Origin of the sequence: Providencia sp. PROV119 (assembly GCF_028482435.1) — a bacterium.
In the GTDB taxonomy this organism is placed as follows: Bacteria; Pseudomonadota; Gammaproteobacteria; order Enterobacterales; family Enterobacteriaceae; genus Providencia; species Providencia stuartii.
On sequence record NZ_JAMPQL010000004.1, the window covers coordinates 190,957 to 217,632 of the forward strand.

The window sequence follows — 26,676 nt, forward strand, 5'->3', positions numbered from 1 at the left end:
GCGGGCTTTTTTTTTGAGATTAGTGCCTTTCTTTGTATTAATGGCTTAGCTTCGCGAGTAACACCCCAGCTAAAATAATCACACAAGCAGTAACGCGCATGAAGTTGAACCTCTCTTTTAAGAAAACGATAGATAAAAACATCGCGAAAAGTACGCTGGTTTCTCTGACCGCAGCAACCAAAACGATGGGGGCTTGGCTCATTGCCCAGATAGCAATGCCATAACTCACTAACTGCATTAATCCACCAATTAAACCAGAGCGCCAATACTGTTTGATACCTTGAAACAGGTTTTTTTGATATTTCAAAGCGCCCGAGAGAGTAAGTACTATGCCGTTAAGCAAAAATAGCCATAACGTATACACGATAGGATCTTCGCTAGCCCGAGAACCTTGCCCATCGGATAAGGTATAGCAGGCGGTAAAAAAAGCAGTGCACAGTGCGTAAAAGAGTGCTTTTCCTGTGATATTGAGCGTCAGCTTTCTTCCGGCAAACGCAATAATAATCACCCCACTCATAATGAATAGGATCCCAAGTAGCCCAATTAAAGAGATCATTTCATGGAAGATTAGCAAACTGAGTAAGGCAGTAATAAGCGGTGCAGAACCTCGAGAAATGGGATATATCTGCCCTAAATCACCATGTGTATAGGCTTGGCTTAAAAAATAGGCATAGCCAAGATGAAAAAGGAGTGATAAGGCTAACCAAGGTATGGCATGAACGGAAGGCAACCCCAACACAAACAGTGCCGGTATTGCTAACACCGCAGAAAATAATGAGATCATGACTAAACCGAAAAAACGGTCATTACCGAATTTTACGATGGCGTTCCAACTGGCGTGACAAAATGCTGCAAATAATACAGCGAGCAAAACATAGGTTGTCATAATACGAATAGGTGAAATAGGTTGTCATTCAGTATTACGTAATGAGGCTTTTTTGTGAAGGGCTTACGAGGTTGATTGTCACTCACTGGATGGTGAAGCTTTATTTTGTGAGCCAGCACGAAAAAGAGCGTTTACTCTAAAAAAGTGGCTAGTGGTTGATCTGTTAAGCATATTATCTTAATAAACGGGATGTGTACTGCGATTGCGTAAAAAAGAAAAATATGGATTCAAATAAATTTGTCTATATTTAAATTTAACAGTAATTAAACAAAAAGAGTGAGTAATTTCTCATATCACTCGAGAATATCGAATCATTACTGATAAATAAACGACTTTTTACGAACTAATGATTAGCATAATATTAACACTCTGTTTATTTTGGGGTTAAATATATGACAGCAATCATCCGTAAATTTTTAAGGTTAGAAGCAGCGGGAGGGCTACTCCTAATTATTGCTGCCATAGTCGCATTAATTATGGCGAATTCGCCAGCTCAGGGACTATACCAGCAGTTTTTAGATATACCTATCTCCGTTAAGATCTCATCACTAGAGCTCGATAAGCCATTAATTCTATGGATTAATGATTTTTTGATGGCGATTTTCTTTCTTGTCGTCGGTCTTGAGGTTAAACGAGAACTGCTTGAGGGGTCGCTTGCAGGGAAAGATAAAGCTATTTTTCCTGCTGTTGCAGCGCTAGGTGGGATGTTAGCACCTGCACTCATTTATTTGCTGTTTAATGGCGCTGATGATATTACACGCCAAGGTTGGGCAATACCCGCAGCAACAGACATCGCCTTCGCCCTAGGGGTTATGGCGCTTTTAGGTAAGCGAGTGCCAACAGAGTTAAAAGTCTTTTTATTGGCGCTAGCGATTATTGATGACCTTGGTGTCATTGTGATTATCGCATTCTTCTATACCAGTTCGTTATCTTTAGTCGCGCTTGGTTTAGCGGCTTTATGTGTAACACTACTGGTTATCATGAATTGGCGGCGAGTTGAAAATACCGCAGCTTATTTAGTTATCGGGCTGATCCTTTGGGTTTGTATTCTTAAATCAGGCGTGCATGCAACTCTCGCGGGGGTCATTGTCGGTTTCTTGATACCACTGCATGGCACAAATAATACAAAACCGTCAGAAGAGCTTGAGCATGTGCTACACCCTTGGGTTGCTTATATGATTTTACCGATATTTGCTTTTGCCAACTCAGGTGTTCAATTAAACGGCGTCACGTTTGATGGATTGATGAGTACATTACCTTTAGGGGTTGCGGCAGGTTTACTTTTTGGGAAGCCTTTAGGGATTTTTCTCTTTAGTTGGGTTTCGGTAAAACTTGGGTTTGCAAAATTACCTGAGTCCATTAATTTGAGGCAAGTATTCGCAGTATCTGTTTTATGTGGAATCGGTTTTACTATGTCTATCTTTATTACCGGACTGGCATTTGATGGGTTGGATGATAGCTATAGTACCTATTCAAGACTAGGAATTTTACTTGGATCAACATTAGCTGCCTTTTTAGGTTACTTTTTGTTAAAGGTAGTGTTACCGAAACCTCAACAAAAATAGTGATTGTCTGAATTCCAATAAATTCAGAAATAAATAGTAAGAAATTCCGAGTTAATGGACTATGATATACCCGCAACACACCTTTTTTGTGTTGTGGGTATATCTATATAACTCCTGCAAAAGGAGCAGTGAAAAATAGTATGGTCAGTATTGATTATTATTGGCGGTACAGAAGGAATCGATATGCGGGTTTCACACCTTAATTTTAACCACCTTTATTATTTTTGGCATGTCTGTAAAGAAGGGTCTGTCGTTGGGGCGGCTGAAGCGTTGTATTTAACCCCTCAAACCATTACCGGGCAAATAAAAGCATTAGAAGAGCGGCTAGGCGGTAAATTATTTAAGCGTCAAGGGCGCGGTTTAGTTCCCTCAGAGCTTGGGCAACTCATTTTTCGCTACGCTGACAAAATGTTTATGTTAAGCCAAGAAATGCTTGATATTGTCAATTATAGCCGAGAATCAAATTTGTTGTTTGATGTCGGTGTTGCTGATGCCTTATCGAAACAGTTAGTAAGTCGAGTTTTAGAAACGGCGGTCGTTGAACATGAGCAGATCCATCTTCGCTGCTTTGAATCGACTCATGAAATGTTGCTTGAGCAACTGAGCCAACACAAACTTGATATGATTTTATCTGATTGCCCAGTCGATTCATCACAGCAAGAAGGCCTATTTTCTGTGAAGTTAGGCGAGTGCAGTGTGAGTTTCTTTTGCCGCGACCCTGCACCTAAAAAGCCATTCCCTGAATGTTTAGAAGAGCGTCGTTTGCTGATCCCTGGTCGCCGTTCAATGTTAGGGCGCCACTTATTGACTTGGATCCGTAATAAGAATTTGCAAGTTGAAGTACTTGGTGAATTTGATGATGCTGCTTTAATGAAAGCCTTTGGTATGCATCACAATGCAATCTTTGTTGCTCCCTCATTATATGCCGCGGATATTTTGGGTGGGGAGGATGTTATCGAACTCGGTCGGTTAGATAGCGTTAAAGAAGAGTATTTTGTCATTTTTGCGGAACGCATGATCCAACATCCTGCGGTTCAGCGTGTCTGTAACAAAGATTTTTCCAATCTGTTCTCAGCGCCATTTGATAAGCTTGAGAAAAAAGTTTAACAGACAAAAAAACCGGCAGAAGCCGGTTTTTTTAGCTAATCAAGAAGCAAAATTACATAGCTTTGATTTGAGCTGCTAAGTTAGCTTTATGACGCGCTGCTTTGTTTTTGTGGATCAGGCCTTTAGTGGCGTGACGATCAACAATAGGTTGCATGTCATTGAATGCTTTCTGAGCCGCTTCTTTATCGCCAGCAGCGATAGCAAGGTAAACTTTCTTGATAAAAGTACGCACCATAGAACGACGGCTAGCGTTGTGCTGACGACGTTTCTCAGATTGTATAGCGCGTTTCTTAGCTGATTTGATATTAGCCAAGGTCCAACTCCCAAATGTATTCTATTGAGGACAATTCAAAGGTCGAGGAATATGCCCTTTCGCCCTTCATTTGTCAATGGATTTGTGCAAATAAACGTCGTGTACATCGACGTAAGTGCGTTTGTGAATGGTGCAAGATTCTACCAGCAAATGCTAGAGGAATACAGATCTTCACGCGAAAAAAAAGCGTATTTGATGGCACATAATAAAAAATTTTTTTACTGAAAAAATTTTTGAGTTGAAGATAATAGCAGTTAGTATAATTATCACGCAATAATTGTTTGTTTATTGGTCATTGAGAACAATGGCTTGCATAAGTCTGGACGAAAATCAGAAAAATTTACGATTTTTCGAGACCTCAGCGCAATTTTGTTGTATTGATAATCCATTGGTTATCCCTATATTTTGATCTTTATATTCAGCAACAGCTAAATTTTTTTCGTTAAAACCGCTTAGTCGGGGTTTTATTCAGGCTAAAACTGGGCTGTAGTTTGTGTATTGATCAAAAAATGGCGATTGAATGAAACCTTTTACGAACTTGGGTTAACCTTAAGCGTCGTACAAGGTATAATCCAGCAATTTCCTCGGTATTGAGCCTGTTATGGAGCTAATTCGCGGTATACAAAATATCCGGGCGTGCCATCATGGTTGCGTGCTGACTATTGGTAATTTTGATGGTGTCCATCGTGGGCATCAGGTTTTACTTCAAAATTTGAAGCAAAAGGGTGAACAGTTGGGGTTACCCTCTGTCGTGATGATTTTTGAACCACAACCCCTTGAGTTTTTTATTGGTGACAAAGCGCCTGCTCGTTTGACGCGTCTGCGAGACAAAGTGAAATACTTGGCAGACAGTGGGATTGATTACCTACTGTGTGTTGAGTTTAACCAACATTTTGCCTCTTTAACGCCAGATGAGTTTGTCGCTGAACTACTGGTAAAAAAATTGGGCGTAAAATACCTCGCCATAGGCGATGATTTTCGTTTTGGTAAGAATCGTATGGGCGATTTTGCTTTCCTACAGCAAGCAGGTAGCCAGTATGGGTTTCAAGTCGCGGATACAGAAAGTTTTTGTGATTCGGGGTTGCGTATCAGTAGCACTGCGATTCGCAAAGCAATACAAGATAACGATCTGGCATTAGCAGAAACGTTATTAGGCCACCCATATCGTATCAGTGGGCGTGTTGTGCATGGAAACCAACTTGGGCGTACCATCGGTTTTCCAACGGCAAACCTGCCATTAAAACGATTAGTCACACCTGTGACGGGTGTGTATGCTGTAGAAGTTTACGGTTTAGGGGATAAGCCCTTGCCTGGTGTAGCAAATATAGGTACTAGGCCAACAGTATCTGGTAAAGGGCAGCAATTAGAAGTCCATCTGATTGATGCCAATATGGATTTATACGGACGTCATATTGATGTCGTGTTGCGTAAGAAATTACGCGACGAACAGCGGTTTGCTTCATTAGACGCGCTTAAGGAGCAAATCGCTAAAGATGTGATTGCGGCTAGGGATTACTTAGCGGCAATAAATGTCAGATAATTTAGCGGAAAATGGAACTGAGAATCGATGAGTGACTATAAAAATACCCTGAATCTACCAGAAACAGGGTTTCCAATGCGTGGCGATCTCGCCAAACGCGAACCACAGATGTTAGAGCGCTGGTACAAAGAAGGTTTGTATCATGCTATCCGTAAAGCAAAATCGGGCAAAAAAACATTTATTCTGCACGATGGCCCTCCGTATGCTAACGGCAGTATTCATATTGGTCACTCAGTCAACAAAATTCTCAAAGACATTATTATTAAATCCAAAGGGCTGGCGGGCTTTGACTCCCCATACATCCCTGGTTGGGATTGCCATGGTTTACCTATTGAACATAAAGTTGAGCAAATAGTAGGCAAGCCAGGGGAGAAAGTTTCCGCCGCTGAATTCCGTGCACAATGCCGTCAATATGCTAAAGAGCAAATTGAAGGCCAAAAAGCTGACTTTATTCGCCTTGGTGTTTTGGGTGAGTGGGATAAGCCGTATCTGACGATGGACTTCAAAACAGAAGCAAACATTATCAGAGCATTGGCGAAAACTATCGCTAATGGTCACCTAGTGAAAGGGGCAAAACCAGTTCACTGGTGTACTGCTTGTGGGTCTTCACTTGCTGAAGCAGAAGTTGAATACTATGACAAAACGTCACCATCTATCTACGTTCGTTTCCCTGCCGTAGATAGCAACGCGGTGTACGAAAAATTTGGCATAGTGGGTGATAAAACGCCAGCGCTAGTCATTTGGACCACAACGCCTTGGACGTTACCAGCTAACCGTGCTATCTCACTGAACCCTGAGTTTAAATACCAGTTGGTTGAAGCCAATGGCGAAGTCGTTATCCTTGCGGCTGATCTCGTTGAAGATGTCATGAAAACAGTGGGCATTGAGTCATGGAAAGTGCTGAGCGAATGTGAAGGCAGTGCCCTTGAATTATTGCGCTTCGAGCATCCATTTATGGGCTTTGATGTGCCTGCTATTTTAGGGGATCACGTTACTCTTGATGCCGGTACAGGGGCAGTGCATACCGCCCCAGGTCATGGTCCAGAAGACTATGTAGTCGGTCAAAAATATGGCCTAGAAACTGCAAACCCAGTAGGTCCAGATGGTTGCTTCCTTGCGAATACCTATCCAACCTTGGATGGTGTGTTCATCTTCAAAGCTAACGATGTCATCGTTGAGTTACTGAAAGAAAAAGGCGCATTGCTGTATAAGCAAGCTATTTCACATAGCTATCCATGCTGTTGGCGTCATAAAACCCCAGTCATTTTCCGTGCTACACCACAATGGTTTATTGGCATGGATAAGAACGGCTTGCGTGAGCAATCACTAAAAGAGATTGATATCGTTCAGTGGATCCCAGGTTGGGGTCGTGCACGTATCGAATCAATGGTTGAAAACCGCCCTGACTGGTGTATCTCGCGTCAACGTACGTGGGGAACACCAATGTCACTGTTTGTGCATAAAGAGACCGAAGAGTTACATCCTCGCACGTTGGAGTTGATGGAAGAAGTCGCTAAACGTGTTGAAGTTGATGGTATTCAAGCATGGTGGGATCTGGATGCTGCTGAGCTATTAGGTGATGAAGCTGAAATCTACCGTAAAGTGCCAGACACACTGGATGTATGGTTTGATTCAGGGTCGACACATTTTGCCGTTGTGGATGCACGTCCTGAGTATCACGGCAATTCAGCGGATATGTACCTTGAAGGTTCAGACCAACATCGTGGTTGGTTTATGTCTTCATTGATGCTCTCAACGGCAATGAAAGGCAAAGCACCTTATCGTCAAGTACTGACTCATGGCTTTACTGTCGATGGTCAAGGCCGCAAGATGTCTAAATCTTTAGGTAACACAATTAGCCCACAGGATGTGATGAACAAACTGGGTGCTGATATTTTACGTCTATGGGTGGCATCTACCGATTACACTGGTGAAATTGCGGTATCGGATGAGATCTTAAAACGTGCGGCAGACTCTTATCGCCGTATTCGTAACACTGCACGTTTCTTACTGGCTAACCTGAACGGCTTTAACCCTGAAACTGATATGGTTAAACCTGAAGAGATGGTGGTGTTAGATAGATGGGCAGTAGGGCGTGCACTTGAGGCTCAAAAAGAGATCACTAAAGCTTATGACGAATATGACTTCTTGTCAGTCATTCAGCGCCTTATGCATTTCTGCTCTATCGAAATGGGCTCATTCTATCTGGATATCATTAAAGATCGCCAGTATACCGCGAAGAGTGATAGCCTTGCTCGTCGTAGCTGCCAAACAGCGTTATTCCATATTGCGGAAGCCTTGGTTCGTTGGATTGCACCAATACTGTCGTTCACTGCGGATGAAATTTGGAACGAGCTGCCAGGTGAGCGTGCTAAGTTTGTATTAACCGAAGAGTGGTATGACGCATTATTTGGTTTGGCAGAAACAGAAAGCATGAATGATGATTTCTGGGCTGAGCTACTTGCTGTTCGTGGTGAAGTTAACAAAGTTCTTGAGCAAGCACGTGCAGATAAACATATCGGTGGCTCATTAGAGGCCTCTGTCACCTTGTATGCGGATAAAGCGCTTGCAGAGAAGCTCAATAGCTTAGCGGATGAGCTCCGTTTTGTGTTGTTGACCTCTCAAGTACGAGTTGCTGATATTGCTGAGGCACCAGCGAATGCACAACAATCAGAGCTAAGTGGCTTGAAAATTGGCTTTAGCAAGGCTGCTGGTGAAAAATGTCCTCGCTGCTGGCACTATGCTAATGATGTAGGTTCCGTTGCTGATCACCCTGAATTGTGTGGTCGCTGTGTCACTAACGTAGCCGGAAACGGTGAAATACGTAAGTTTGCATAATGAAGAGACCTATTTGTTCTACTGGGTTACGTTGGTTGTGGTTAACCGTTGTGCTGATTGCATTGGATTTAGGCATTAAACAGTTAGTCTTGAAAGAGATGAACCTGCATGAATTATATCCAATCATGCCTTACCTCAACTTGATGTATGCACAAAACTTTGGTGCCGCATTTAGTTTTCTTGCTGATGAGGGAGGCTGGCAACGTTGGTTCTTTGCTGGCATCGCGGTGACGATATCTGTCATTTTAATGGTAATGATGTATCGCCAAAGCGCGCAAAAACGACTAAGCAATATCGCTTATGCGTTGATTATCAGTGGAGCAATTGGCAATCTGAGTGATCGTTTAATACATGGCTTTGTCATTGATTATATTGATTTTTATATAGGCAATTGGCATTACCCAACATTTAACCTTGCAGATGTTACGATTTGTATTGGTGCCGCTTTAGTGATCTTAGAAGGCTTCTTGCCTGACAAGGACAAAAAGAAAGCAAATTAACTGATATAATAACCCTCAGCCCGGTTCTGCCGGGCTGATTTTTATAATAGAAATAGGTTCGATTTATGTCTACTCAGGTACAACCACAAAGCGCGGTATTGTTGCATTTTACGTTGAAACTAGAAGATGGTTCGACAGCCGATTCTTCCCATAGTCAGGGTAAACCTGCGTTGTTTAGTTTAGGGGATGGTTCACTTTCACCTGAATTAGAAGCGCAATTAGTTGGGCTGAATGTGGGTGAAAAGAAAAGTTTTTCATTACCGGGTGATACGGTCTTTGGTAAACATAATCCTGATTTAATTCAATACTTTTCTCTGCGTGATTTTACGGAAACAGGGATACCTGAGATTGGCACAATCATGCTTTTTACTGCAATGAATGGCAGTGAGATGCCTGGAGTAGTAAAATCAATAGAAGGTGAATCTGTGACGATTGATTTTAATCATCCGTTAGCAGAGCAACAAATCACTTTTGATATTGAAGTACTTGAGATTGACCCGCAATTGGAGAGTCAAAATGCAAATATTAATGGCTAACCCTCGTGGCTTTTGTGCAGGGGTAGACCGTGCGATCAGCATTGTAGAAAGAGCACTTGAGCTTTATGGTGCACCTATTTATGTACGCCATGAGGTTGTTCACAACCGTTATGTGGTAGATGATCTGCGTCAGCGCGGTGCTATTTTTATTGAAGAGATCTCTGAAGTACCCGATGGCTCGATCCTGATTTTTTCTGCTCATGGCGTCTCTCAAGCTATTCGTCAAGAAGCGCGCTCACGTGATCTGACGATGTTATTTGATGCGACTTGTCCATTGGTGACCAAAGTACATATGGAAGTGGCGCGTGCTAGCCGAAAAGGCAAAGAAGCTATTTTGATTGGTCACGCAGGCCATCCAGAAGTAGAAGGTACCATGGGGCAGTACAGTAACCCAGAAGGTGGAATGTACCTTGTTGAAAGCCCAGAAGATGTCTGGAAGCTGCAAGTAAAAGACGAAAATAATTTGTGCTTTATGACCCAAACAACGCTCTCGGTTGATGATACCTCTGACGTTATTGATGCATTAACTCAACGTTTCCCAAGCATTGTTGGCCCGCGTAAAGATGATATCTGCTATGCGACGACCAATCGTCAAGAAGCAGCGCGTGAACTTGCTGAGCGTGCAGATATTGTGTTGGTTGTGGGGTCTAAAAATTCGTCAAACTCGAATCGTTTGGCGGAATTGGCTTCCCGAATGAAAAAACCAGCTTATCTCATCGATGGTGCTGAAGACATTAAAACAGAGTGGCTAGTCGATAAAAAAATTATCGGTTTGACTGCGGGAGCCTCAGCGCCTGATATTTTAGTTCGCCAAGTGATCGATAAACTGAAAGAGTTTGGCGCCGATGAGGTTGTAGAGCTTCAAGGCCGCGAAGAAAATATTGTGTTTGAAGTGCCTAAAGAGTTACGTGTTGAGGTTAAGCAAATTAGCTAATGGCAAGGCGCCTAGTTATTTATTATAGAATACCTCTGAACTGCCTAATAGAGGCAGGTTGGAGGCAACGCAGCGTTTTTGGAGTTTTCATTCGTGCCCAACAATACCGCCCATGCCGTTAATGTACTTTCTGTTTTTGATTTCGATGGCACATTAACATATCGTGACAGCTTTATCCCATTTTTAAAATTTGCGTTCGGGAAATATCGTTTTTCCCGCAAAATTATTAGATTGGTTTTGCCTACTTTGCAATGTGCTAGGCGCAAGCTCACGCGTGACGAATTAAAAGAAGTGCTGATTAAGACCTTTCTCACGGGGGTTGACGAGAAGTGGCTAAAAGAGAAAGCCGAACAATTTTGTAAGATTTATTGGACGAAATTGATGCGCCCTGAAGGGGTGTTAGGTGTTGCCGCTGAAGTTGAAAGTGGTGCTGAAGTGACGATTTGTTCCGCCTCACCATCTCTGGTCCTTAAGCCGTTTGCAAAAAGGTTAGGCATCAAGTTGATCAGTACTGAACTTGAAGTGGTGAATGGTAAATTAACGGGGAATTTGGTTGGCCAAAACTGCCGCCGTGAACAGAAAGTAAAACGTTTAGAGCAGGTATACGGTGACTTGGGTCAATATCACCTACGCGCTTGGGGTGATACTCGTGGGGATTTTGAATTATTGCAAGCTGCGCAAGACGCACACTGGCGCCATTTCCATAAAAAGCACTACCGATATAAACATAAACAGGTGGTTAGTAGAGACTGATTTTATTATCAGTCTCTTGGGAAAATAAAGTCATCAAGAGAGAGATGAGAGCTTGATGACTGCCAGTAATCTTTATAGATGAGGGCAGTGCTCATCTTAGTTAAGGTGAATTAGATATTGACACCGTGTTGAGCTGCTAATGCACTCAAGCCACCCGCGAAGCCTTGGCCTACCGCTTTGAATTTCCACTCGTTACCATGGCGATATAGCTCACCAAAAATCATTGCTGTTTCAGTTGACGCGTCTTCAGATAGGTCAAAACGTGCAATTTCAGCATTGGTATCGTTGTTGTAAACACGCATAAAGCTGTTGCTTACCATGCCAAAGTTTTGTTTACGTGTTTCTGCATCATAAATCGTGACAGAGAAAACCAGTTTTTTCACTTCAGCAGGAACTTTAGTCAGGTCGATTTTGACTTGTTCGTCATCACCGTCGCCTTCCCCAGTACGGTTATCGCCTTGGTGTTCAACAGAACCACATGGGCTTACTTTGTTGTTGAAGAAGATAAAATTTGCATCAGAGAGAACTTTACCGTCTTCTCCAACCATAAATACAGAAGCATCTAAATCAAAATCTGCGCCGTCAGTAACACGAGCATCCCATCCCAGACCGACCATAGCAACATTCATTGTCGGTGCTTCTTTAGTCAGGGATACATTACCACCTTTAACGAGGGAAACTGCCATATAAAGCTCCTTTGCTGTTGAAAATTGGTAGCGTTTTTTCGCTACCAATACTTATTACTGATTTTACTGATATCAAGATGCATTGATGCCGTATTGAGCGCATACAGAGGCTAGGCCACCTGCATAGCCTTGACCGACGGCACGGAATTTCCACTCATTGCTATGACGGTATAATTCACCGAATAGCATTGCCGTTTCCGTTGACGCGTCTTCAGTCAGGTCATAACGAGCGACTTCAATTTGGTTGTCATCATTGACTAAACGGATAAATGCACCAGAAACTTGGCCGAAACTTTGGCGACGAGCTTGTGCATCATGAATAGTGACAACGAAGATGATTTTATCGATGTCCGCTGGGATCAGGTCTAATTTGATTTTCAGCGCTTCATCGTCACCATCGCCTTCACCAGTACGGTTATCACCGGTATGAGTTACTGAGCCGTCGGCAGATGCTAGGTTGTTATAGAAAATAAAGTCTGCATCACCACGTACTTTTCCGTTAGCGGCTAATAAAAACGCAGAAGCATCTAAGTCAAAGTCCTGACCGTCTGTTGAACGAGCATCCCAGCCAAGTCCAACTAGGACGTTTTTCATCGTTGGTGCTGCTTTGCTTAACGAAACATTGCCGCCTTTAGATAGAGAAACGCTCATTGTTATAACTCCTTGAAAATTTATGCAAAAATATGTTGTGAAAGAATGTTAGCTATGCTTTTCATCCTCAGATTTATCTTTTTCTGGAAAAAGTACGCTTGCGATAATGCCTAATGCAAGTACCCCAAGTACCACAAACAAGCTTGTGCTAGCAGAGATACTAAAGCCATGATGCCAAATATGATCCGTTGCATTCAAGCCAAGTTTAACGGCAATAAAGAACAGAAGAACGATGACGGCTTTTTCTAAGTAGACAAGATATTGCTTCAATGCTTCCAGAACGAAATAAAGCGTACGCAAACCTAATATTGCAAACATCATTGCGCTGTAAACAATCAGTGGCTCACGGCTTACCGCGATAATAGCGGGTACAGAGTCAAAAGCAAACATCACATCAGATAACTCAACGACAGCCACACATAACATAAGTGGGGTTGCGTAAAGTGCTGCTTTTTTACCGCGGCCGATTGTCACATCTTTGTTTTCAGGTTTGGCTAGCTCTGCATCAACTTCTTTTTGTGTTAATAAGAATGCGTGCCCCGTTATTTTAGGCCAAATTGGGAAGAAACGTTTGACTAAACGATAGGCTAAGTGCTGAGAATAATCCTCAATTTCATCACTGTCATCGCCGCTACGTAACATCATTACCGCTGTCCAAGCAACCACAAGGGCAAAGATGATTTCAACGTATGGTCCTAAGCTGAGAAGTCCTGTACCGATGGCGACGAAGATCCCACGGAAAATAATGGCACCGATAATCCCCCAGTATAGAACCCGGTGGCGAAAGCGATCCGGTACGGCAAACCAAGAGAAAATCGCCATCATGACAAACAAGTTGTCGACCGAGAGGACTTTTTCCAACGCATAACCTGTTACGAATAGGCTGGCAACTTCCGAGCCATGATGGATATATAGGAATCCAGCAAATGCCATAGCAATGGCAACCCAGAATATGGACCAGAAAATTGCATTTTTTAATGTGATCGGTTTATCAGCACGGTGCATAAATAAATCGATAAAAATAGCTCCGATTGCTAATACCACAAACACAATTACGGTTTCAGTCGGAAAGCCAATATGAGTGGATACCATAATAATTCCTAAACGGGGTCCTTAATTAAAATTACAGACCAAAGTCTGCTGGTGAAAAGCCTAATGCAGTTGCAATATCACGTACCGCGGCTTTCTCATCATTGTCAAAATCACCATCACTTTTGGCGACCGCAATACCAACGCGGATAGCTAACTGAGCGGCTTCAGGTTGATCTTTTAGTGCAAGGATGTATTTCATTGTTTCACCCTTGCCAATTTCTGAGTCGAAATCAAAGCTTGTAATGAGCTTATTAAAAAACTCAATCACTTCAGTGGTATCAAAAACTTTTAACTCATCAGAGGCTTTTAAGAAGCCAAGCATTTTCTGCTTCTCTTCAGAGCTAACGCCATCGCTGGCAATAGCAATACGAGCACAAACAGCCACGGTGCCTTGCATAAATTTTTTGTTTTTAAAACGACCGACTTGTTTGGTTAACTCTGCTCGGCCTGTATTCAATGCATCTTTAACTTTATTGAAAAAACTCATGGTATATCCCCTAATTTCCTTTTGATTATTTAGAACCGGCAGTCCAGCGAAACCCCCAGCCAAAGGCGTTATCCATATCTTTATGACCTTTAAAGAACTGGTTGATACGCTCAACTTTGATAGCGCCTTGCTCGTTCACGAGTCGCGCGATAGCGCACATGCCGCGACCATTATTTCCTTCGGTTAAACGTGTTTCAATTGGTGGTTGATCTGGTACATGAATAGTGACCACACCGTCCGTTTTATCCCAGCTTGGTACACCTTCGTAAATAAAGGCATAAATCAGTATTTGCTTGATATTTTTCCACTCACGACCATTGATATATATCCATTCGCCACCTGAAACATCACCAGTGCGGTCATCCCCTTGTAACTCGACGAACGGTGGAGAATTAAAGAAGCCGAAAGTGTTTCCAAGCGCTTGGATAACCCCTTTTTCACGGTTCTGTAGCTCAACAAATGCACCTAAATCAAGGTCAATTCCTTTATTTCCACCACCAAATAAGCCACCTAAGAAGCCTGTTGACCCAGTATTACTACCACGGTGCCAATCAAGGTTGATCCTTATCTTCCCAAAATCGTCTTTTTTAACGAGGCTAATTGAAGGTTTTTCTTTAGTTAGAGACACTTTGCTCAGATTCACGGAAGCCGGAGCAGGGGGCGGTGTTGGTGTTGAGGCTGGTGCTGGAGTGGGGGTCGGCGCGGGTGTCGGTGTATCTTCAACATCAACACCAAAATGCTCAGCGAGAGGTTTTAGTCCACCATTAAACCCTTGAGCAATAAAGCGGAACTTCCAACTGTCATTACGGCGATAGAGTTCACCGAGAATTAATGCCGCTTCTTGGCGTCCATTAGTTTCCACCGTGCCGTTTAACAAAACTTCATTATTAGCATCAACTTGAATAGCAAGACGCTGCAAGCCAGCAATGGTTTGGTTGCCGTCACAAGTTGCTGTAAATGCAACTTTTTGCACGCTAGGATGTAAACGATTTAAATCGACGGTAAAGAGGCTATTGTTGCCTTCAGGACGAAAGCTAATGGTTTGATCATCATTCGTTGTTTGACCATAAAAAACCATATCCGCATCGTTTTTAACTTTACCTGTATCGTATAAACGGAAAGCCGAGGCATCAACAGCCATGCCAGATTGAATACGGATCGTCAGGGTTTGAGAAGGAACGGTAGCATTAGCACCTGGAGTCATATTCATGGGCGTACCACCACATTAACGATGTCAGATTGCATATCTTGAATAGTGCGACCTGTAGAAGGCGAACCGTGAGCGGTGAAATCCCACTGACCGTTATTACGACGCAAAGAAGCAATAATGATCCCTGTATGCGAGCCTTGTTCCGTTAATTTATAGTTTGCCAGCTCCTTTTTAGTAGCGTGATCAACAACGCGGCAAAATGCGTTTTCGACTTCATTGAAGGTTTGACCACGGAAGCTATTGACTGTGAATGCGAGGTATTCGGTATTGGCTGGCAGTTTATTGAGTTCTACAAAAATGGTTTCATCATCGCCATCACCTTCACCGGTAAGGTTATCGCCTGAATGAATGACAGAGTTGCAGCTTGATTTTAATTTGCGGAAAGAGACTACATCAATTTGCTTTCCTTGTGCATCAAGTAAAATGCAGCTAGCGTCCAAATCGATTGAATTACCGCCACCAAAAAGCCCACTTAAAAATCCTTTTTTCTTAACCTGAACCGGATCCCAGCCCAAACCAAACATCAGATGATTCAACGCAGGTGCTTGCTTGCTCAGGGAGATGGTTTGATTTTTGCTCAATGAAACCATAATAAAATTCCTTCAAAGTTACGATGAAATAGTGGTTTTTACATAACTAAAATCCAAAATATAAAGTTAATCATATCATGATGAAGTAGTTGGGCAACGCTATTTTTTTCAATATTATTTCTTTTTATTTTAACGTGTTGAATATAAATGATTAATTCATTTTTAGTATATTGATTAATGAGATTTTTCCGAACTAAATGTAAATATATGTAGTTCTAAACTATTAACGGTAATAAATCACAATATGATTGACATGTTGCGGTTTAAATCGCATTATTGCCGATCTTATTATTGGGTGCTTCGGATGGATGTAGGGATTGATGAACAGTAAAATATGGTTTATGGAAGGCTTGTCTTCGCAGCGAGACCTTATTCAAGGTGCTCGTGAGTTTGCTCAACAACAACTGAAAAACATAACGATATTTGCTTCTCATCGTCATGCCCGAAATGAAATTTTATCTCAGGCCGACTATGCACGATTAGAGCCAGAAGATAGTGCTGAGCGATTGGCATTTATCACTCGGCTGGTTGAAAAAGAGAAAATATCGGCAATCCAAGCTGGCCGAAATAGTGAATGGTTTGAATCTCACCGCCAGCAAATTGAGTCTCTTGGCGTTAAATTAACAACGGGGGCGATGAGTGTTAGTGCACTTCAGTTAGCCGATGATAAATATGCTTTTGCACAATCAATGGAAAAGCACGGTTTGCCCGTTGTCCCCTCTATTCAGATTGACTCAATTGATGAATTAAAAGCATTTATCGTGAATAACCCTTTTAAAAATGTGCCATTATGTGTGAAACCTATTAAAGGGATTTATGGTATGGGATTTTGGCGTTTTGATGATTCCGTTTCTGCTATGGCGGCATTTACTCACCCTGAGAGTCGTCGAGTTAACCCTCGCCTCTATTTGCAAGCGATGGAACAAGCAGACGGCTTTGAACCTTTAGTCTTAATGCCTTATTTGCCGGGGCCTGAATATTCGGTAGATATGGTTGTCGAACAAGGTCGTGTTATTGCTGCGGTTGCTCGTCGTAAAGAAGGCTCTTTGCAGCACTTAGAAAACTCAGGGGAAGCTTATGAGTTAGGCTGTGCTTGCGCGCAAGTGATGCAAGCCGATGGGATTGTTAATGTGCAAACACGCAATGATGCTCAGGGGAACGCCGTTTTGCTTGAAATCAATATGCGTCCTTCTGGTGGAATAGGTTACACACAACATAGTGGTATCAACCTACCTGGTATTTTTGCTTTGCGGCAGCTTGGTTTAATTAGCCAAGAGGAAGTCGTTGCTGAAAAAGCAAAATTCACACCTTCGATTATACGGCCTATCACAAATTCAATCAGTTATAGTTCAATAACAACCAATTTAATCAGTACGGATAAAAACTAATAATGAAGAGTACGACTGAGCCTGTAGTTTACCGCCGCAATCTGACGACTGGCACTTTGAGTGTTATTCCCACTTGTTCTTTGGACACGCTAGATGAACTCTTTGAAATTGCAGAGAGACGTAACCCGAAACGTGCCTTTCTATTTGTGAGTAAAGTGTTGGGCAGGCATATTCCTGTCCAGCCAAAATTGATGCGTAAAACATATCAGCAATTATGCCAACAATTTCCGTCAACACTTGAAGGGCCTGTTTTATTTATAGGCATGGCAGAAACCGCCGTGGGGTTAGGGGCTGGCGTGTTTGATGAGGCGAGAAAACATTATAAAGATTCTGTCTATTTGACGTCGACGCGTCATCCTGTTGAAGGGGGTGAGTTATTGTGTGAGTTCAAAGAAAATCACAGCCATGCGACGGATCATCTGCTTTATTTACCCCATGACCCTGAATTAAGACGCCGTGTATTGCATGCGCAAACCGTTGTCCTTGTTGATGATGAGGCAACCACGGGAAATACCTTTATTAATTTACTTTGTGCTTTACGTGACGCTGGCGGTTTGACTGAGATTAAACAGGTGATAGCCGTCACCTTAACCGATTGGAGTGGTGACGCTTTACAAGAGCGTAGCCCCTTACCGATACGTACTCTATCGTTAGTGCAGGGGCAATGGCAGTGGCAGCAAAATAAAGATGCGCCTGTCCCCATCATGCCAAATGTGAATATTACAGGAACAGGTCATTTCCCAATTACAGGTAAGCAAAGTTGGGGAAGGTTGGGGATAGCAGCACCGGCTGGAGATTTGGGTCGCCATATCCAAGCCTCTTCCGACGAAAAAATATTGGTGCTTGGCTCAGGGGAATTTGTTTGGGAACCCTTTTTGTTAGCAGAGAGGTTAGAGCAACAAGGTGCGGAGGTAAAATATAGCTCCACAACGCGTTCACCAATTTCTGTTAATTATGCAATTCAATCTGCTATTGCCTTTAAGGATAATTACGGCTTGGGGATCCCTAATTTTGTTTATAACGTTGCCCATCAACATTTCTCACGCATCATACTGTGCATCGAAACACCCAAAGAGAGTGTGGACCCCGTACTACTTGAAGCACTGAACAAAGTGGCCCCAATAGTTGAGGTATTAAGTTATGAGTAGGCCGGTGATTTTTACCGATTTAGATGACACTTTGTTTCAGACCCGGCGGAAAATGGTTGATGAGCTAGACTTAATGCCTTTTCAGGTTGGCGCCTTAGACAGAGACCTAGAGCCACGTAGCTTTATGACCCAAGAGCAAGCCATACTAGTGGATTGGATGATTGAAAATGCTGATCTGATCCCTGTTACCGCGCGTGGAACGGAAGAGATCCGCCGTGTCACCATCCCCTTTCGTTCTTGGGCCATTACGACACACGGGGCGGTGATCTTAAATCCACAGGGTGAAGAAGATAGGCAGTGGCGAACACAAATATTAGCGAGCCTGCAAAATTACACTGAACAACTGATCCAGATGCAGCAAAAGATCACCGCGTTAATGGCTGAACGCAATATCGATGCTTGGGCACGAATTAATTATGAATATGATAATACGCCCATTTATTTGGTTATGAAGCACCGCGATAGCACTAAATTAGATGAGCTGTATGCCATTGGCGATGAAATTGAGCAGCTATTTTCAACCAAAGGTTTCTATATTCATCGTAACAGTAACAATATTGCTTGGTTGCCTGAGTCGATAGAAAAAGGGCATGCGGTGACTTATTTACTTAATAAATTGAGAAGTGAACGAGGCGTTTTTCCTGTGATTGGTTTAGGTGATAGCTTAAGCGATCATCGTTTTATGAAGCTGTGTAGTTGGTTTGGAATGCCAAAACAGAGTCAGTTTGCTGCTCAAATTAATACAAAGATTTTTGAGGGATTAGACGATGCGTGATTTTGAACCTTTTTCTGGTAGCTATTTGCCTGATGATGTCCATTTTTTGTTGCAGCCCGTCACCATCGAAATGACACCTGTTGAGCTAAAAGAACAACTTATACAGTCAGGGGCAAAGCACTATTCAGATATGCTAAGCCAAGAGCCTGAACCGACTCCGTGGCACCTTGATTTATTTGCGAAAGCCCTTGATTCAGGCGCGGCACGTTTAGCTAGCGAGGTTGTGATGCTAGCCAAAGCGCTAATTCAGCAGTTCGATAAGACCCCAATTGTGCTGACGAGTCTTGTGAGGGCAGGTGTGCCGTTAGGTGTTATGTTGCAACAAACACTACGTGCGATGGGGAAAGAGTCTTATCACTATGGTATCAGTATTATTCGCGATAGAGGAATCGATACCACGGCATTAGAGTGGATTGAGCAGCGTCATGGCACCGAAGGTATTGTGTTTGTTGATGGCTGGACGGGAAAAGGGGCCATAACCGGTGAATTAGTGCGCTCATTAACGGGGCGTGAGGGCTATCCTGCGCAGCCTAGACTCGTCGTACTAGCTGATCCTTGTGGGTGTGCATGGTTGTCTGCGAGCCATGATGATTGGTTGATCCCATTTGGTATCATGGGAGCACCTGTCTCAGGGTTAATTTCACGCTCAATATGGACTGAATCAGGCTTTCATGGCTGTGTTAAATGTGATCATTTAAGCCAATTTGAGTGCAGCCGCCTGCTTGTCGATACCGTTGCCAAACAACGAGATGCTTTAGAGATGGCTTCAATTGCCACACCGTCTCCAAACTCCCCATTATGCGCATCGCTCAAACAGCGTAGCGAGCAGGTAATCAACACGTTGGCAGAGCAATACAGTATTACCAATATTAACCGTATCAAACCAGGGATTGCAGAGGCAACTCGTGCGGTATTACGTCGTGTTCCCGATCATGTTTTAGTGCGCAAAATGAGTGATCCTGATGTCGCTTTGTTGGTTTATTTAGCACAACAGAAAAATATTACTATCACTGAGGTTGGCAATGACATCGGCCAATATCGTGCAGTAACGATTATTAAGAAGGTAAAGTAATGGAGCAGAGACTCTCACCTTGGAAACTAGGTGCTACGCTTTATATGCCAGCAACACGTACTGATATTGCTGATGTTATTTTGAATCACAAAATAGCAGGACTACGTTCATTAATCATCTGTTTAGAAGATTCGGTGAGTGAATCGGATATTCCTCTGGCGCTAAATAACCTGCAAGCTTTACTACTTGAATTATCTGAAGTTAAAAAACAAACGGGTAATCAGGCGTGGCCGTTAGTGTTTATTCGCCCAAGAGAGACGGAAATGGGTGAATGGATAGTGCAACATCTTGATCTCAGTGCAATTGACGGTTTTGTACTGCCAAAATTTACCCAAGAATCACTCCCGGTCTGGTGGAATATCATCGAAAATACACATTTGTGCATGATGCCGACACTGGAAACAGAAGAAGTCTTTGATGTAATACAAATGACTGAACTTGCAAATCATTTACTAGTACACCCTTGTCATGAGCGAATTATTGCGCTACGAATTGGTGGAAATGATTTAATGAATGTGATTTCATTGCGACGTAATCGCCATTTTACGTTATATGATGGACCGATGGGGTATGTGATCAAAATGCTCGTTGCGGTTTTTGGCTCCCGTAATTTCTTTTTAACGGCTCCAGTTTGCGAGCATATCGACGACCATCAAATCATGGAAAAAGAGTTGATGCTTGATATTGCTAATGGCTTAGTGGGGAAAACGGCGATCCATCCTAAGCAGATCAGTAAAATAGAACAAGCACTGATGGTCTCTCAGTCAGAACATTCGGACGCTTTACGTATTTTGAACTCAACCCAAGCGGTGTTTAAATCTCAGGGCGCTATGTGCGAGCCTGCGACTCATCGGCGTTGGGCAATCGGTATTTTAGCTCGTTCAAAAATCTACGGTATCGCACAAGAGCAAGGCAAAATAGGTTCACCGCGTTTAAATGCAACACAATGATGAAGTTGATGATTGACGTTTTAAATAATTCGATAGTATAGGAAGTATGGCTTGTGTTATCGACATTATTTTAAGTAAAATCGTTAGTTGGGTTGAAAATGGTTATCATACATGGATTTTCGCATGTTATCGCCAATAGGTGAGTTTTCTTTTGATATAATATATGTTATTAATATTTAAAGATATTATCATATATAAGTATCAAATCTATTTTGTATCCTTAATTTTCGATTTTATTCAAGTAAGTGACAACAATCATGCAACTCAGTACTCGCCAAATCAGAGTTTATACATTAGCCGCGCTTTTAAGTCCGGGGAAGCCAGTTGCTACGACAAAAATAATCTCTTCGCTAGAATGCTCAGAGCCAACGTTGACACGCGTATTGAAAGAGCTGCGTGAAGCTTATGGCGCAGAGATAAAATACAGTAAATCGAATCGTGCTTATCAAATGACCGAAAGAGGGCAATTGGATAATAAAACGATCCGTCGCATGCGCGAAGCATTAGTGGCTAATGAAGAAAGAATGCATCAAGAAATTACTAGTCGGGTAAGATTAGATAAAGACAAAAAGAAGTCAGTTTCATTGTCATTAAAAATGCTTACGTTAAGAAAGATTGACCGACTATCACGTTTAAATAAATCAACTCGTAGTGATGCCGTTGAATTACTGGTTGATAATTTTATTGAGCAGCTTATTCAAAAAATCTCCGCAGAAAATAAAAAAAGCTAACTTATTAAGTGTATCTATTCGTTATGCTTTAAGTTATCGCATTGTTAATGATGCTTTTCCCTAATGTGGGCGAGAAATATAGTCGAGGCGTATCATTAGCATTCATTGAGATTTACTGAATTATGATTAATCCGAATAATAGCCGACTAATTTTAGTCGGCTATTTTTTTACTTAATTTTCAACTATTAACGGGATTGTTCTGATTGCCTTGCTACGAGTACTAAGTGCAATATTGATTGAATTCATGTTGAGATGCATTAAGATATTGTATAAATAAAAAACATAATTTTGAATAGGACTCATTCATGCGCCGATTGCCCGTTTATCTTTTACTTGATACCTCTGGTTCTATGCACGGAGAGCCGATTGAAGCGGTGAAAAATGGTGTGCAAACGCTGTTATCGACACTAAGACAAGATCCTTATGCACTCGAAACAGCCCATGTATCCATTATTACCTTCAACTCAACGGCACAACAAATTGTTCCATTAACCGACCTTATCAATTTTTCCTTACCTGATTTACAAGCGAGTGGCACGACAGCATTGGGAGACGCTCTCTCCGTTGTGGCTCACTGTATCGAAAATGAAGTGCAAAGAACAACCGTAGAGTCAAAAGGTGATTGGCGTCCGTTGGTATTTATTATGACGGATGGGGCACCAACTGATGATTGGAAGGCCGGATTAAACAAATTTAAAGCAGCAAGAACGGGGCTCGTCATTGCTTGTGCAGCGGGGCAATCAGCACAAACAAAAGTGTTAAAAGAGATCACCGAGGTTGTTCTTCAGTTAGATACCGCGGATTCAACGACGATTAAGTCTTTCTTTAAGTGGGTATCTGCAAGTATCTCCGTAGGTAGTCAGAAAGTGGATTTGAGTAAAAAAGATATTGCTGATCTCAATGACTTACCACCACCGCCACCAGAAGTTAATGTGGTACTTTAAAAAGGATTAATTTATGTCAGTTAGCTTAAAGAAAGGCCAAGGCGTCAGTTTAAAGAAAAGTGAATATGATCTTTCCTCTGTCACCATTGGGCTGGGTTGGGATATTAAAGAAGAAAAAAAAGGTTTTCTAGGAAGTCTTTTCGGTAAACAAGAAGAGTACGACTTAGATGTCATTGCTTTTTTATGTGACGCTAATGGTAAGGTTGCAGATTTAGGCAGAATGGAAGGCGGTCAAGCATCTCTTGTTGATGGCGACATTATTTTCTTTAATAGCCTAAGACATAAATCAGGGCAAATTTGGTTGACGGGTGACAACCGTACAGGCGCTGGTGATGGTGACGATGAACAGATTATCGTAAAACTGAACACCCTCGATGACAAATATGCCAAAATTGTCTTCATTGTGCAGATTTATAACGGTAAGCAGTTACAACAACATTTTGGCAAAGTACAAAATGCGTTTATTCGTGCAGTCGATGCGAAAAATGTTGAAATGGCGCGTTTCGATTTATCTGGTGGTGCAGAATTTAATCACCAGCGCTCTATGCTTTTTGCTGAGTTGGTCAGAGAAGACTCTGGCTGGAAATTGAATGCGATAGGTCAACCTTCAGACTCAGATTCATTCGTCTCTTATTTGAAGGATTATTGCTAAATGAGAAGGTTACCCGTTTATCTTTTGATTGATACATCTGGCTCAATGCGAGGTGAATCAATACATGCCGTAAACGTTGGGATCCAAGCTATGCTTAATGCACTAAGGCAAGATCCTTACGCATTAGAGAGTGTTCATATCGCGATCATCACCTATGATAACGAAGCACGTGAATTTATTCCTCTTACCGCATTAGAAAACTTTCAATTTACCGATATTGTCGTGCCTAGCTCTGGAGGAACCTTCACTGGCGCTGCATTGGAATGCTTAATTCAATGTGTTGATAGGGATATTAGACGTACTGACGATACGCAAAAAGGGGATTGGCGACCTTTAGTTTTTTTAATGACAGATGGTACTCCGTCAGACAGCTATGCTTATACCGAAGCCATTAAAGAAATCAAAAAGCGTTCTTTTGGTTCCATTATTGCTTGTGCCGTGGGGCCAAAAGCAAAACATGACCACCTGAAACAGCTAACCTCTCAAGTCGTTGCACTTGAAACACTCGACTCGAATGCCTTTTCCGGTTTCTTTAAATGGGTTTCAGCGAGTGTCTCTTCAGGGAGTTCCAGCGCAGGTATTAATAGTAATCAGGATACCTTGCCTCCTCCACCTCCTGAAATACAACTTGTATTATAGGAATAAAGCAAAGTTTCATTATGAAACTTTGCTTTTATTGGGCTATCCACTGTTTGATGAACAACAGGACAGCTTGAAAGGAATTTACTTGTAATAAGGTTTAGTGATGAGAAGACTGCCTATTTTCTTCGTGCTTGACTGTTCTGAATCCATGGTGGGAGAAAACCTAAAAAAAATGAATGATGGTCTACAGATGATCGTCAACGATCTCAGAAAAGACCCTCATGCATTAGAAACAGCTTGGATTTCCATTATCGCTTTTGCGGGTATTGCTAAAACAATTGTGCCGTTAACGGAAGTTGTTTCCTTCTATCCACCTCAATTGCCCATAGGGGGTGGAACCAGTCTTGGTAGCGCCCTGAAAGAATTATCCTATCAAATAGATACTCAAGTCCAAAAAACCACTTATGAAAGAAAAGGGGATTGGAAGCCTGTGGTCTATTTACTGACAGATGGGCGACCTACCGATAATGTGGCACCGGAAATTCAGCGTTGGAAAGAAAAATATGCCTCTAAAGTCAATTTAATTGCGATTGGCTTAGGCGCCTCTGCCGACTTAAACGTATTATCGCAATTAACGGAGAACGTTTTATTGTTTACGGAAGCTCAGGAAGGGGATTTTACTAAATTTATCAAATGGATTACGGCATCCGTTGTTTCCCAAAGTCGCAGTGTGGGCGATGAAGCACCACCACTATTGCATAAGACAGAGCAAGTGGTGCGGTTAGCTAAAGATGAAATTGCGGCAAGTTATGATGATACTTGCGTCACTTTTGTCGGGCGTTGTAACCGTTCTAAACGGCCTTATTTGATGAAATATGAACGTCCACCAACACATCTACCTAACCTGAACTTCAAATTGAACCTCAGTCACTTTAACCTTACAGGGTGTTACACCATTGATGAAAGTTATTTTGCGTGGAGCGATGATAGCGCGAATATGTCACAAGTGAACACTAGCGAGCTAAATGGTACGCCAGGTTGCCCATATTGTGGTAATGCGACCGCTTTCGCCGTCTGTGCCTGTGGCAAATTACTCTGTGTCAATGGCCCTGAATCTGTCATCTGTCCTTGGTGTGAAAGGGGGATCTCTTTTAACAATAGTGATGACCAGTCTGATTTTGATGTGACTAGAGGAAAAGGGTAATGGATCAAAATGCACTATTGATTAAATTGCTGCTAGAGCACGCAATTAGAAATCGTAATATGCCTATTTCTGAAAGCGCTTTGGTGGCAATTTATGAAGATAAACAGATAGCTGAAGCCATTTTTAACATTCTTGAGCAAATCCAAGAAAAATGTGCAGATATTAAAGAGCAGGCACAGTTTGCTGATAGGTTAAATGAGTGCCAATTCAGTGATTCACAACTGACTCTATTATTGCCTTATTTGCAAAGCCAGTCACAGCAGGTCACCGAGCCTGTATCTTTGGAAAAAGAGCCCGTGCTTAAACCGGGGCAGATCCCCGCAGCAGGCAATGCGAATATCACGAAAGAACCCGTTTCTCTGCCTCCTACTGCGAGCATTGTGATCGCAAATGGGCGAGTTGGGCTTGCCTTTAATTCTCAAGTTCAAGTGTTATTGAGTAATGGTGAAACGGCAACCGTTGAGCGTGTCGATTTTTCAGATGAGATTGGCGTTACCTTTGATGCTGAAACATCAATGTTATCAGGCGTACCAACACAAAGTGGCAACATTAAGATGTCGGTAGTTTGGTCAAGTGAAGGCCGAGAGCCTTGTACCACAGAGGGGATTTTTATTATCAATCCTGATCCTCGTAGTCTATGGCAAATTAATGAGCCACCAGCAGATAGCCCTTACCCTAAAAAGCATATTGACCATCAAATTATTTCAGAAGGCCCATTGCGTATTGCAGCAGCAAGCCGCCGTGGTCGCTCTCATGAACACGCTGGATCATTTCGTGATGATGATTTTTATATTCACCATGATGATAAAAGTGGTTGGAGCTTAATGATTGTTGCTGATGGCGCAGGCAGTGCAAAAAACTCACGTGAAGGCTCACGTATTGCGGTCAATACGTTCGGTGAATACCTTAACGGGCGGTTATCGAGTGCTAGCGATGAAGAAAGAGCACAATTTATGGGAGCGCTGACGTCATGGGATGCGGAATCAACCAAATATATCGGTGCCTACTTTGCTAAGTTGTTCCATAACGCAGCACAATTGACGATCAATAATATTAAAAATGAAGCTATTCACGTTGAACAACCGATTAAATCATTCTCAACGACATTACTGGCAACGGCCTCAATGCGTGTTGGCGATGAGTTATTCGCGGCTTCGTTTTGGATGGGGGATGGGGCAATTGCGGTTTATGGTCCAGCAGGTAAAGTACGTCTTCTTGGTGTACCCGACAGTGGGGAGTATGCAGGGCAAACCCGTTTCCTCGATGAGAGTGAAATCAATGATAACGACTTTAATCGGCGGATCGGGATTGGTAAATGGCCTGAAATCACTCACCTGATCCTGATGACTGATGGGGTTTCTGATCCTATTTTTGAAACCGATAACGGCCTGAAAGATCCACAGCGATGGGATGATCTTCTTGAGCAAATAACGCCTTGTTTAGAAAGCCCAATAGAGGCTGATAAAAAGCTTGCCGAATGGTTAAATTTTTTCTCAGCAGGTAATCATGATGATCGCACCATCATTGTTGCTTGGTAACCG

At 42.4% G+C, this 26,676-nt stretch carries 27 protein-coding genes; 19 read left to right on the plus strand and 8 right to left on the minus strand.

All coding sequences use genetic code 11. The features are described from left to right. Positions 1-37: 37 nt before the first annotated feature. Positions 38-886 carry an EamA family transporter gene (locus PSF11_RS07180; protein WP_072502532.1) on the minus strand — a complete coding sequence of 283 codons (849 nt, stop codon included), beginning with the start codon at positions 884-886 and terminating at the stop codon, positions 38-40. Between the two features lie 392 nt (positions 887-1,278). On the opposite strand from PSF11_RS07180, the gene nhaA reads away from it, so the two are divergent. Further along, entirely contained in the window at positions 1,279-2,451 is a 1,173-nt protein-coding gene (gene nhaA, locus PSF11_RS07185; RefSeq protein WP_072502531.1) for a Na+/H+ antiporter NhaA, read from the plus strand. Between the two features lie 183 nt (positions 2,452-2,634). Next, a complete protein-coding gene (gene nhaR, locus PSF11_RS07190) occupies positions 2,635-3,558 on the plus strand; it encodes a transcriptional activator NhaR (RefSeq protein WP_014656815.1) in 924 nt (307 codons plus the stop codon). A 52-nt stretch (positions 3,559-3,610) separates the two neighbouring features. Here nhaR and rpsT read toward each other — a convergent pair whose 3' ends face one another. Continuing rightward, positions 3,611-3,871: a 30S ribosomal protein S20 gene (rpsT, locus tag PSF11_RS07195; protein WP_014656814.1), complete on the minus strand. Its 261-nt coding sequence runs from the start codon at positions 3,869-3,871 to the stop codon at positions 3,611-3,613. 601 nt (positions 3,872-4,472) lie between these two features. Here rpsT and ribF point away from each other — a divergent pair. From ribF to PSF11_RS07225, 6 genes are all read left to right on the plus strand, one after another. Continuing rightward, positions 4,473-5,411 carry a bifunctional riboflavin kinase/FAD synthetase gene (gene ribF / locus PSF11_RS07200; RefSeq protein WP_004926774.1) on the plus strand — a complete coding sequence of 313 codons (939 nt, stop codon included), beginning with the start codon at positions 4,473-4,475 and terminating at the stop codon, positions 5,409-5,411. A 27-nt stretch (positions 5,412-5,438) separates the two neighbouring features. After that, the gene (gene ileS / locus PSF11_RS07205; protein WP_040132816.1) at positions 5,439-8,249 is read left to right on the plus strand and encodes an isoleucine--tRNA ligase; all 2,811 of its coding nucleotides are present in this window, start codon (positions 5,439-5,441) and stop codon (positions 8,247-8,249) included. Continuing rightward, positions 8,249-8,749 carry a signal peptidase II gene (gene lspA / locus PSF11_RS07210; protein WP_004926783.1) on the plus strand — a complete coding sequence of 167 codons (501 nt, stop codon included), beginning with the start codon at positions 8,249-8,251 and terminating at the stop codon, positions 8,747-8,749. Before ileS ends, lspA begins: the two co-directional genes overlap by 1 nt. A gap of 65 nt (positions 8,750-8,814) precedes the next feature. Then, positions 8,815-9,285 carry an FKBP-type peptidyl-prolyl cis-trans isomerase gene (gene fkpB / locus PSF11_RS07215; protein ID WP_004926787.1) on the plus strand — a complete coding sequence of 157 codons (471 nt, stop codon included), beginning with the start codon at positions 8,815-8,817 and terminating at the stop codon, positions 9,283-9,285. Further along, on the plus strand, positions 9,266-10,219 hold the full coding sequence (ispH, locus tag PSF11_RS07220; protein WP_004926791.1) for a 4-hydroxy-3-methylbut-2-enyl diphosphate reductase: 954 nt from the start codon (positions 9,266-9,268) through the stop codon (positions 10,217-10,219). Before fkpB ends, ispH begins: the two co-directional genes overlap by 20 nt. A 93-nt stretch (positions 10,220-10,312) precedes the next feature. Continuing rightward, complete coding sequence (locus tag PSF11_RS07225) at positions 10,313-10,972, plus strand: HAD family hydrolase (protein WP_004926796.1); 660 nt, start codon at positions 10,313-10,315, stop codon at positions 10,970-10,972. A 110-nt stretch (positions 10,973-11,082) separates the two neighbouring features. On the opposite strand, the gene PSF11_RS07230 is transcribed toward PSF11_RS07225, so the two are convergent. The 6 genes from PSF11_RS07230 to PSF11_RS07255 form a co-directional block, all read right to left on the minus strand. Then, positions 11,083-11,658, minus strand: a complete 576-nt coding sequence (locus tag PSF11_RS07230; RefSeq protein WP_004926799.1) for a TerD family protein — start codon at positions 11,656-11,658, stop codon at positions 11,083-11,085. Positions 11,659-11,730: 72 nt separating this feature from the next. Then, complete coding sequence (terD, locus tag PSF11_RS07235; protein ID WP_004926803.1) at positions 11,731-12,309, minus strand: tellurium resistance membrane protein TerD; 579 nt, start codon at positions 12,307-12,309, stop codon at positions 11,731-11,733. 48 nt (positions 12,310-12,357) lie between these two features. After that, the gene (locus PSF11_RS07240; RefSeq protein WP_004926804.1) at positions 12,358-13,401 is read right to left on the minus strand and encodes a TerC/Alx family metal homeostasis membrane protein; all 1,044 of its coding nucleotides are present in this window, start codon (positions 13,399-13,401) and stop codon (positions 12,358-12,360) included. 31 nt (positions 13,402-13,432) lie between these two features. Further along, positions 13,433-13,888 (minus strand): tellurite resistance TerB family protein, encoded by a 456-nt coding sequence (locus PSF11_RS07245; protein ID WP_004926805.1) that lies wholly within the window; start codon positions 13,886-13,888, stop codon positions 13,433-13,435. A 25-nt stretch (positions 13,889-13,913) separates the two neighbouring features. Next, complete coding sequence (locus PSF11_RS07250; protein ID WP_004926807.1) at positions 13,914-15,098, minus strand: TerD family protein; 1,185 nt, start codon at positions 15,096-15,098, stop codon at positions 13,914-13,916. Further along, positions 15,095-15,688: a TerD family protein gene (locus PSF11_RS07255; protein WP_004926810.1), complete on the minus strand. Its 594-nt coding sequence runs from the start codon at positions 15,686-15,688 to the stop codon at positions 15,095-15,097. The genes PSF11_RS07250 and PSF11_RS07255 overlap by 4 nt, the downstream gene beginning before the upstream one ends. 320 nt (positions 15,689-16,008) lie before the next feature. Between PSF11_RS07255 and PSF11_RS07260 the strand changes: the two genes are divergently transcribed. The 11 genes from PSF11_RS07260 (at position 16,009) to PSF11_RS07310 (ending at position 26,673) form a co-directional block, all read left to right on the plus strand. Further along, positions 16,009-17,076: an ATP-grasp domain-containing protein gene (locus PSF11_RS07260; protein ID WP_004926814.1), complete on the plus strand. Its 1,068-nt coding sequence runs from the start codon at positions 16,009-16,011 to the stop codon at positions 17,074-17,076. Positions 17,077-17,078: 2 nt separating this feature from the next. Beyond that, positions 17,079-18,224 (plus strand): phosphoribosyltransferase domain-containing protein, encoded by a 1,146-nt coding sequence (locus PSF11_RS07265; protein WP_004926817.1) that lies wholly within the window; start codon positions 17,079-17,081, stop codon positions 18,222-18,224. Further along, positions 18,217-18,999 carry a hypothetical protein gene (locus PSF11_RS07270; protein ID WP_072502530.1) on the plus strand — a complete coding sequence of 261 codons (783 nt, stop codon included), beginning with the start codon at positions 18,217-18,219 and terminating at the stop codon, positions 18,997-18,999. Before PSF11_RS07265 ends, PSF11_RS07270 begins: the two co-directional genes overlap by 8 nt. Beyond that, positions 18,992-20,071: a cysteine protease StiP family protein gene (locus PSF11_RS07275; RefSeq protein ID WP_036941878.1), complete on the plus strand. Its 1,080-nt coding sequence runs from the start codon at positions 18,992-18,994 to the stop codon at positions 20,069-20,071. Before PSF11_RS07270 ends, PSF11_RS07275 begins: the two co-directional genes overlap by 8 nt. Further along, complete coding sequence (locus PSF11_RS07280) at positions 20,071-21,021, plus strand: HpcH/HpaI aldolase/citrate lyase family protein (RefSeq protein ID WP_004926828.1); 951 nt, start codon at positions 20,071-20,073, stop codon at positions 21,019-21,021. Before PSF11_RS07275 ends, PSF11_RS07280 begins: the two co-directional genes overlap by 1 nt. Positions 21,022-21,278: 257 nt before the next feature. Next, a complete protein-coding gene (locus tag PSF11_RS07285) occupies positions 21,279-21,752 on the plus strand; it encodes a hypothetical protein (protein ID WP_004926830.1) in 474 nt (157 codons plus the stop codon). A gap of 306 nt (positions 21,753-22,058) precedes the next feature. Then, positions 22,059-22,697 (plus strand): vWA domain-containing protein, encoded by a 639-nt coding sequence (locus PSF11_RS07290; RefSeq protein ID WP_014656804.1) that lies wholly within the window; start codon positions 22,059-22,061, stop codon positions 22,695-22,697. A gap of 13 nt (positions 22,698-22,710) precedes the next feature. Beyond that, positions 22,711-23,349 (plus strand): TerD family protein, encoded by a 639-nt coding sequence (locus PSF11_RS07295; RefSeq protein ID WP_004926835.1) that lies wholly within the window; start codon positions 22,711-22,713, stop codon positions 23,347-23,349. Continuing rightward, positions 23,350-23,988, plus strand: coding sequence for a vWA domain-containing protein (locus tag PSF11_RS07300; RefSeq protein WP_004926837.1), 639 nt, complete (start codon positions 23,350-23,352; stop codon positions 23,986-23,988). A 106-nt stretch (positions 23,989-24,094) separates the two neighbouring features. Beyond that, entirely contained in the window at positions 24,095-25,135 is a 1,041-nt protein-coding gene (locus tag PSF11_RS07305) for a TerY-C metal binding domain-containing protein (RefSeq protein ID WP_014656801.1), read from the plus strand. Continuing rightward, on the plus strand, positions 25,135-26,673 hold the full coding sequence (locus PSF11_RS07310) for a PP2C family serine/threonine-protein phosphatase (protein ID WP_072502528.1): 1,539 nt from the start codon (positions 25,135-25,137) through the stop codon (positions 26,671-26,673). The genes PSF11_RS07305 and PSF11_RS07310 overlap by 1 nt, the downstream gene beginning before the upstream one ends. Positions 26,674-26,676 lie beyond the last annotated feature (3 nt).

Coding starts and splice junctions, on each gene's coding strand:
- PSF11_RS07180 (WP_072502532.1), bottom strand. CDS start 886: ATGACAACCTATGTTTTGCTCGCTGTATTATTTGCAGCATTTTGTCAC.
- nhaA (WP_072502531.1), top strand. CDS start 1,279: ATGACAGCAATCATCCGTAAATTTTTAAGGTTAGAAGCAGCGGGAGGG.
- nhaR (WP_014656815.1), top strand. CDS start 2,635: ATGCGGGTTTCACACCTTAATTTTAACCACCTTTATTATTTTTGGCAT.
- ribF (WP_004926774.1), top strand. CDS start 4,473: ATGGAGCTAATTCGCGGTATACAAAATATCCGGGCGTGCCATCATGGT.
- ileS (WP_040132816.1), top strand. CDS start 5,439: ATGAGTGACTATAAAAATACCCTGAATCTACCAGAAACAGGGTTTCCA.
- lspA (WP_004926783.1), top strand. CDS start 8,249: ATGAAGAGACCTATTTGTTCTACTGGGTTACGTTGGTTGTGGTTAACC.
- fkpB (WP_004926787.1), top strand. CDS start 8,815: ATGTCTACTCAGGTACAACCACAAAGCGCGGTATTGTTGCATTTTACG.
- ispH (WP_004926791.1), top strand. CDS start 9,266: ATGCAAATATTAATGGCTAACCCTCGTGGCTTTTGTGCAGGGGTAGAC.
- PSF11_RS07230 (WP_004926799.1), bottom strand. CDS start 11,658: ATGGCAGTTTCCCTCGTTAAAGGTGGTAATGTATCCCTGACTAAAGAA.
- terD (WP_004926803.1), bottom strand. CDS start 12,309: ATGAGCGTTTCTCTATCTAAAGGCGGCAATGTTTCGTTAAGCAAAGCA.
- PSF11_RS07240 (WP_004926804.1), bottom strand. CDS start 13,401: ATGGTATCCACTCATATTGGCTTTCCGACTGAAACCGTAATTGTGTTT.
- PSF11_RS07245 (WP_004926805.1), bottom strand. CDS start 13,888: ATGAGTTTTTTCAATAAAGTTAAAGATGCATTGAATACAGGCCGAGCA.
- PSF11_RS07250 (WP_004926807.1), bottom strand. CDS start 15,098: ATGAATATGACTCCAGGTGCTAATGCTACCGTTCCTTCTCAAACCCTG.
- PSF11_RS07255 (WP_004926810.1), bottom strand. CDS start 15,688: ATGGTTTCATTGAGCAAAAATCAAACCATCTCCCTGAGCAAGCAAGCA.
- PSF11_RS07260 (WP_004926814.1), top strand. CDS start 16,009: ATGAACAGTAAAATATGGTTTATGGAAGGCTTGTCTTCGCAGCGAGAC.
- PSF11_RS07265 (WP_004926817.1), top strand. CDS start 17,079: ATGAAGAGTACGACTGAGCCTGTAGTTTACCGCCGCAATCTGACGACT.
- PSF11_RS07270 (WP_072502530.1), top strand. CDS start 18,217: ATGAGTAGGCCGGTGATTTTTACCGATTTAGATGACACTTTGTTTCAG.
- PSF11_RS07275 (WP_036941878.1), top strand. CDS start 18,992: ATGCGTGATTTTGAACCTTTTTCTGGTAGCTATTTGCCTGATGATGTC.
- PSF11_RS07280 (WP_004926828.1), top strand. CDS start 20,071: ATGGAGCAGAGACTCTCACCTTGGAAACTAGGTGCTACGCTTTATATG.
- PSF11_RS07285 (WP_004926830.1), top strand. CDS start 21,279: ATGCAACTCAGTACTCGCCAAATCAGAGTTTATACATTAGCCGCGCTT.
- PSF11_RS07290 (WP_014656804.1), top strand. CDS start 22,059: ATGCGCCGATTGCCCGTTTATCTTTTACTTGATACCTCTGGTTCTATG.
- PSF11_RS07295 (WP_004926835.1), top strand. CDS start 22,711: ATGTCAGTTAGCTTAAAGAAAGGCCAAGGCGTCAGTTTAAAGAAAAGT.
- PSF11_RS07300 (WP_004926837.1), top strand. CDS start 23,350: ATGAGAAGGTTACCCGTTTATCTTTTGATTGATACATCTGGCTCAATG.
- PSF11_RS07305 (WP_014656801.1), top strand. CDS start 24,095: ATGAGAAGACTGCCTATTTTCTTCGTGCTTGACTGTTCTGAATCCATG.
- PSF11_RS07310 (WP_072502528.1), top strand. CDS start 25,135: ATGGATCAAAATGCACTATTGATTAAATTGCTGCTAGAGCACGCAATT.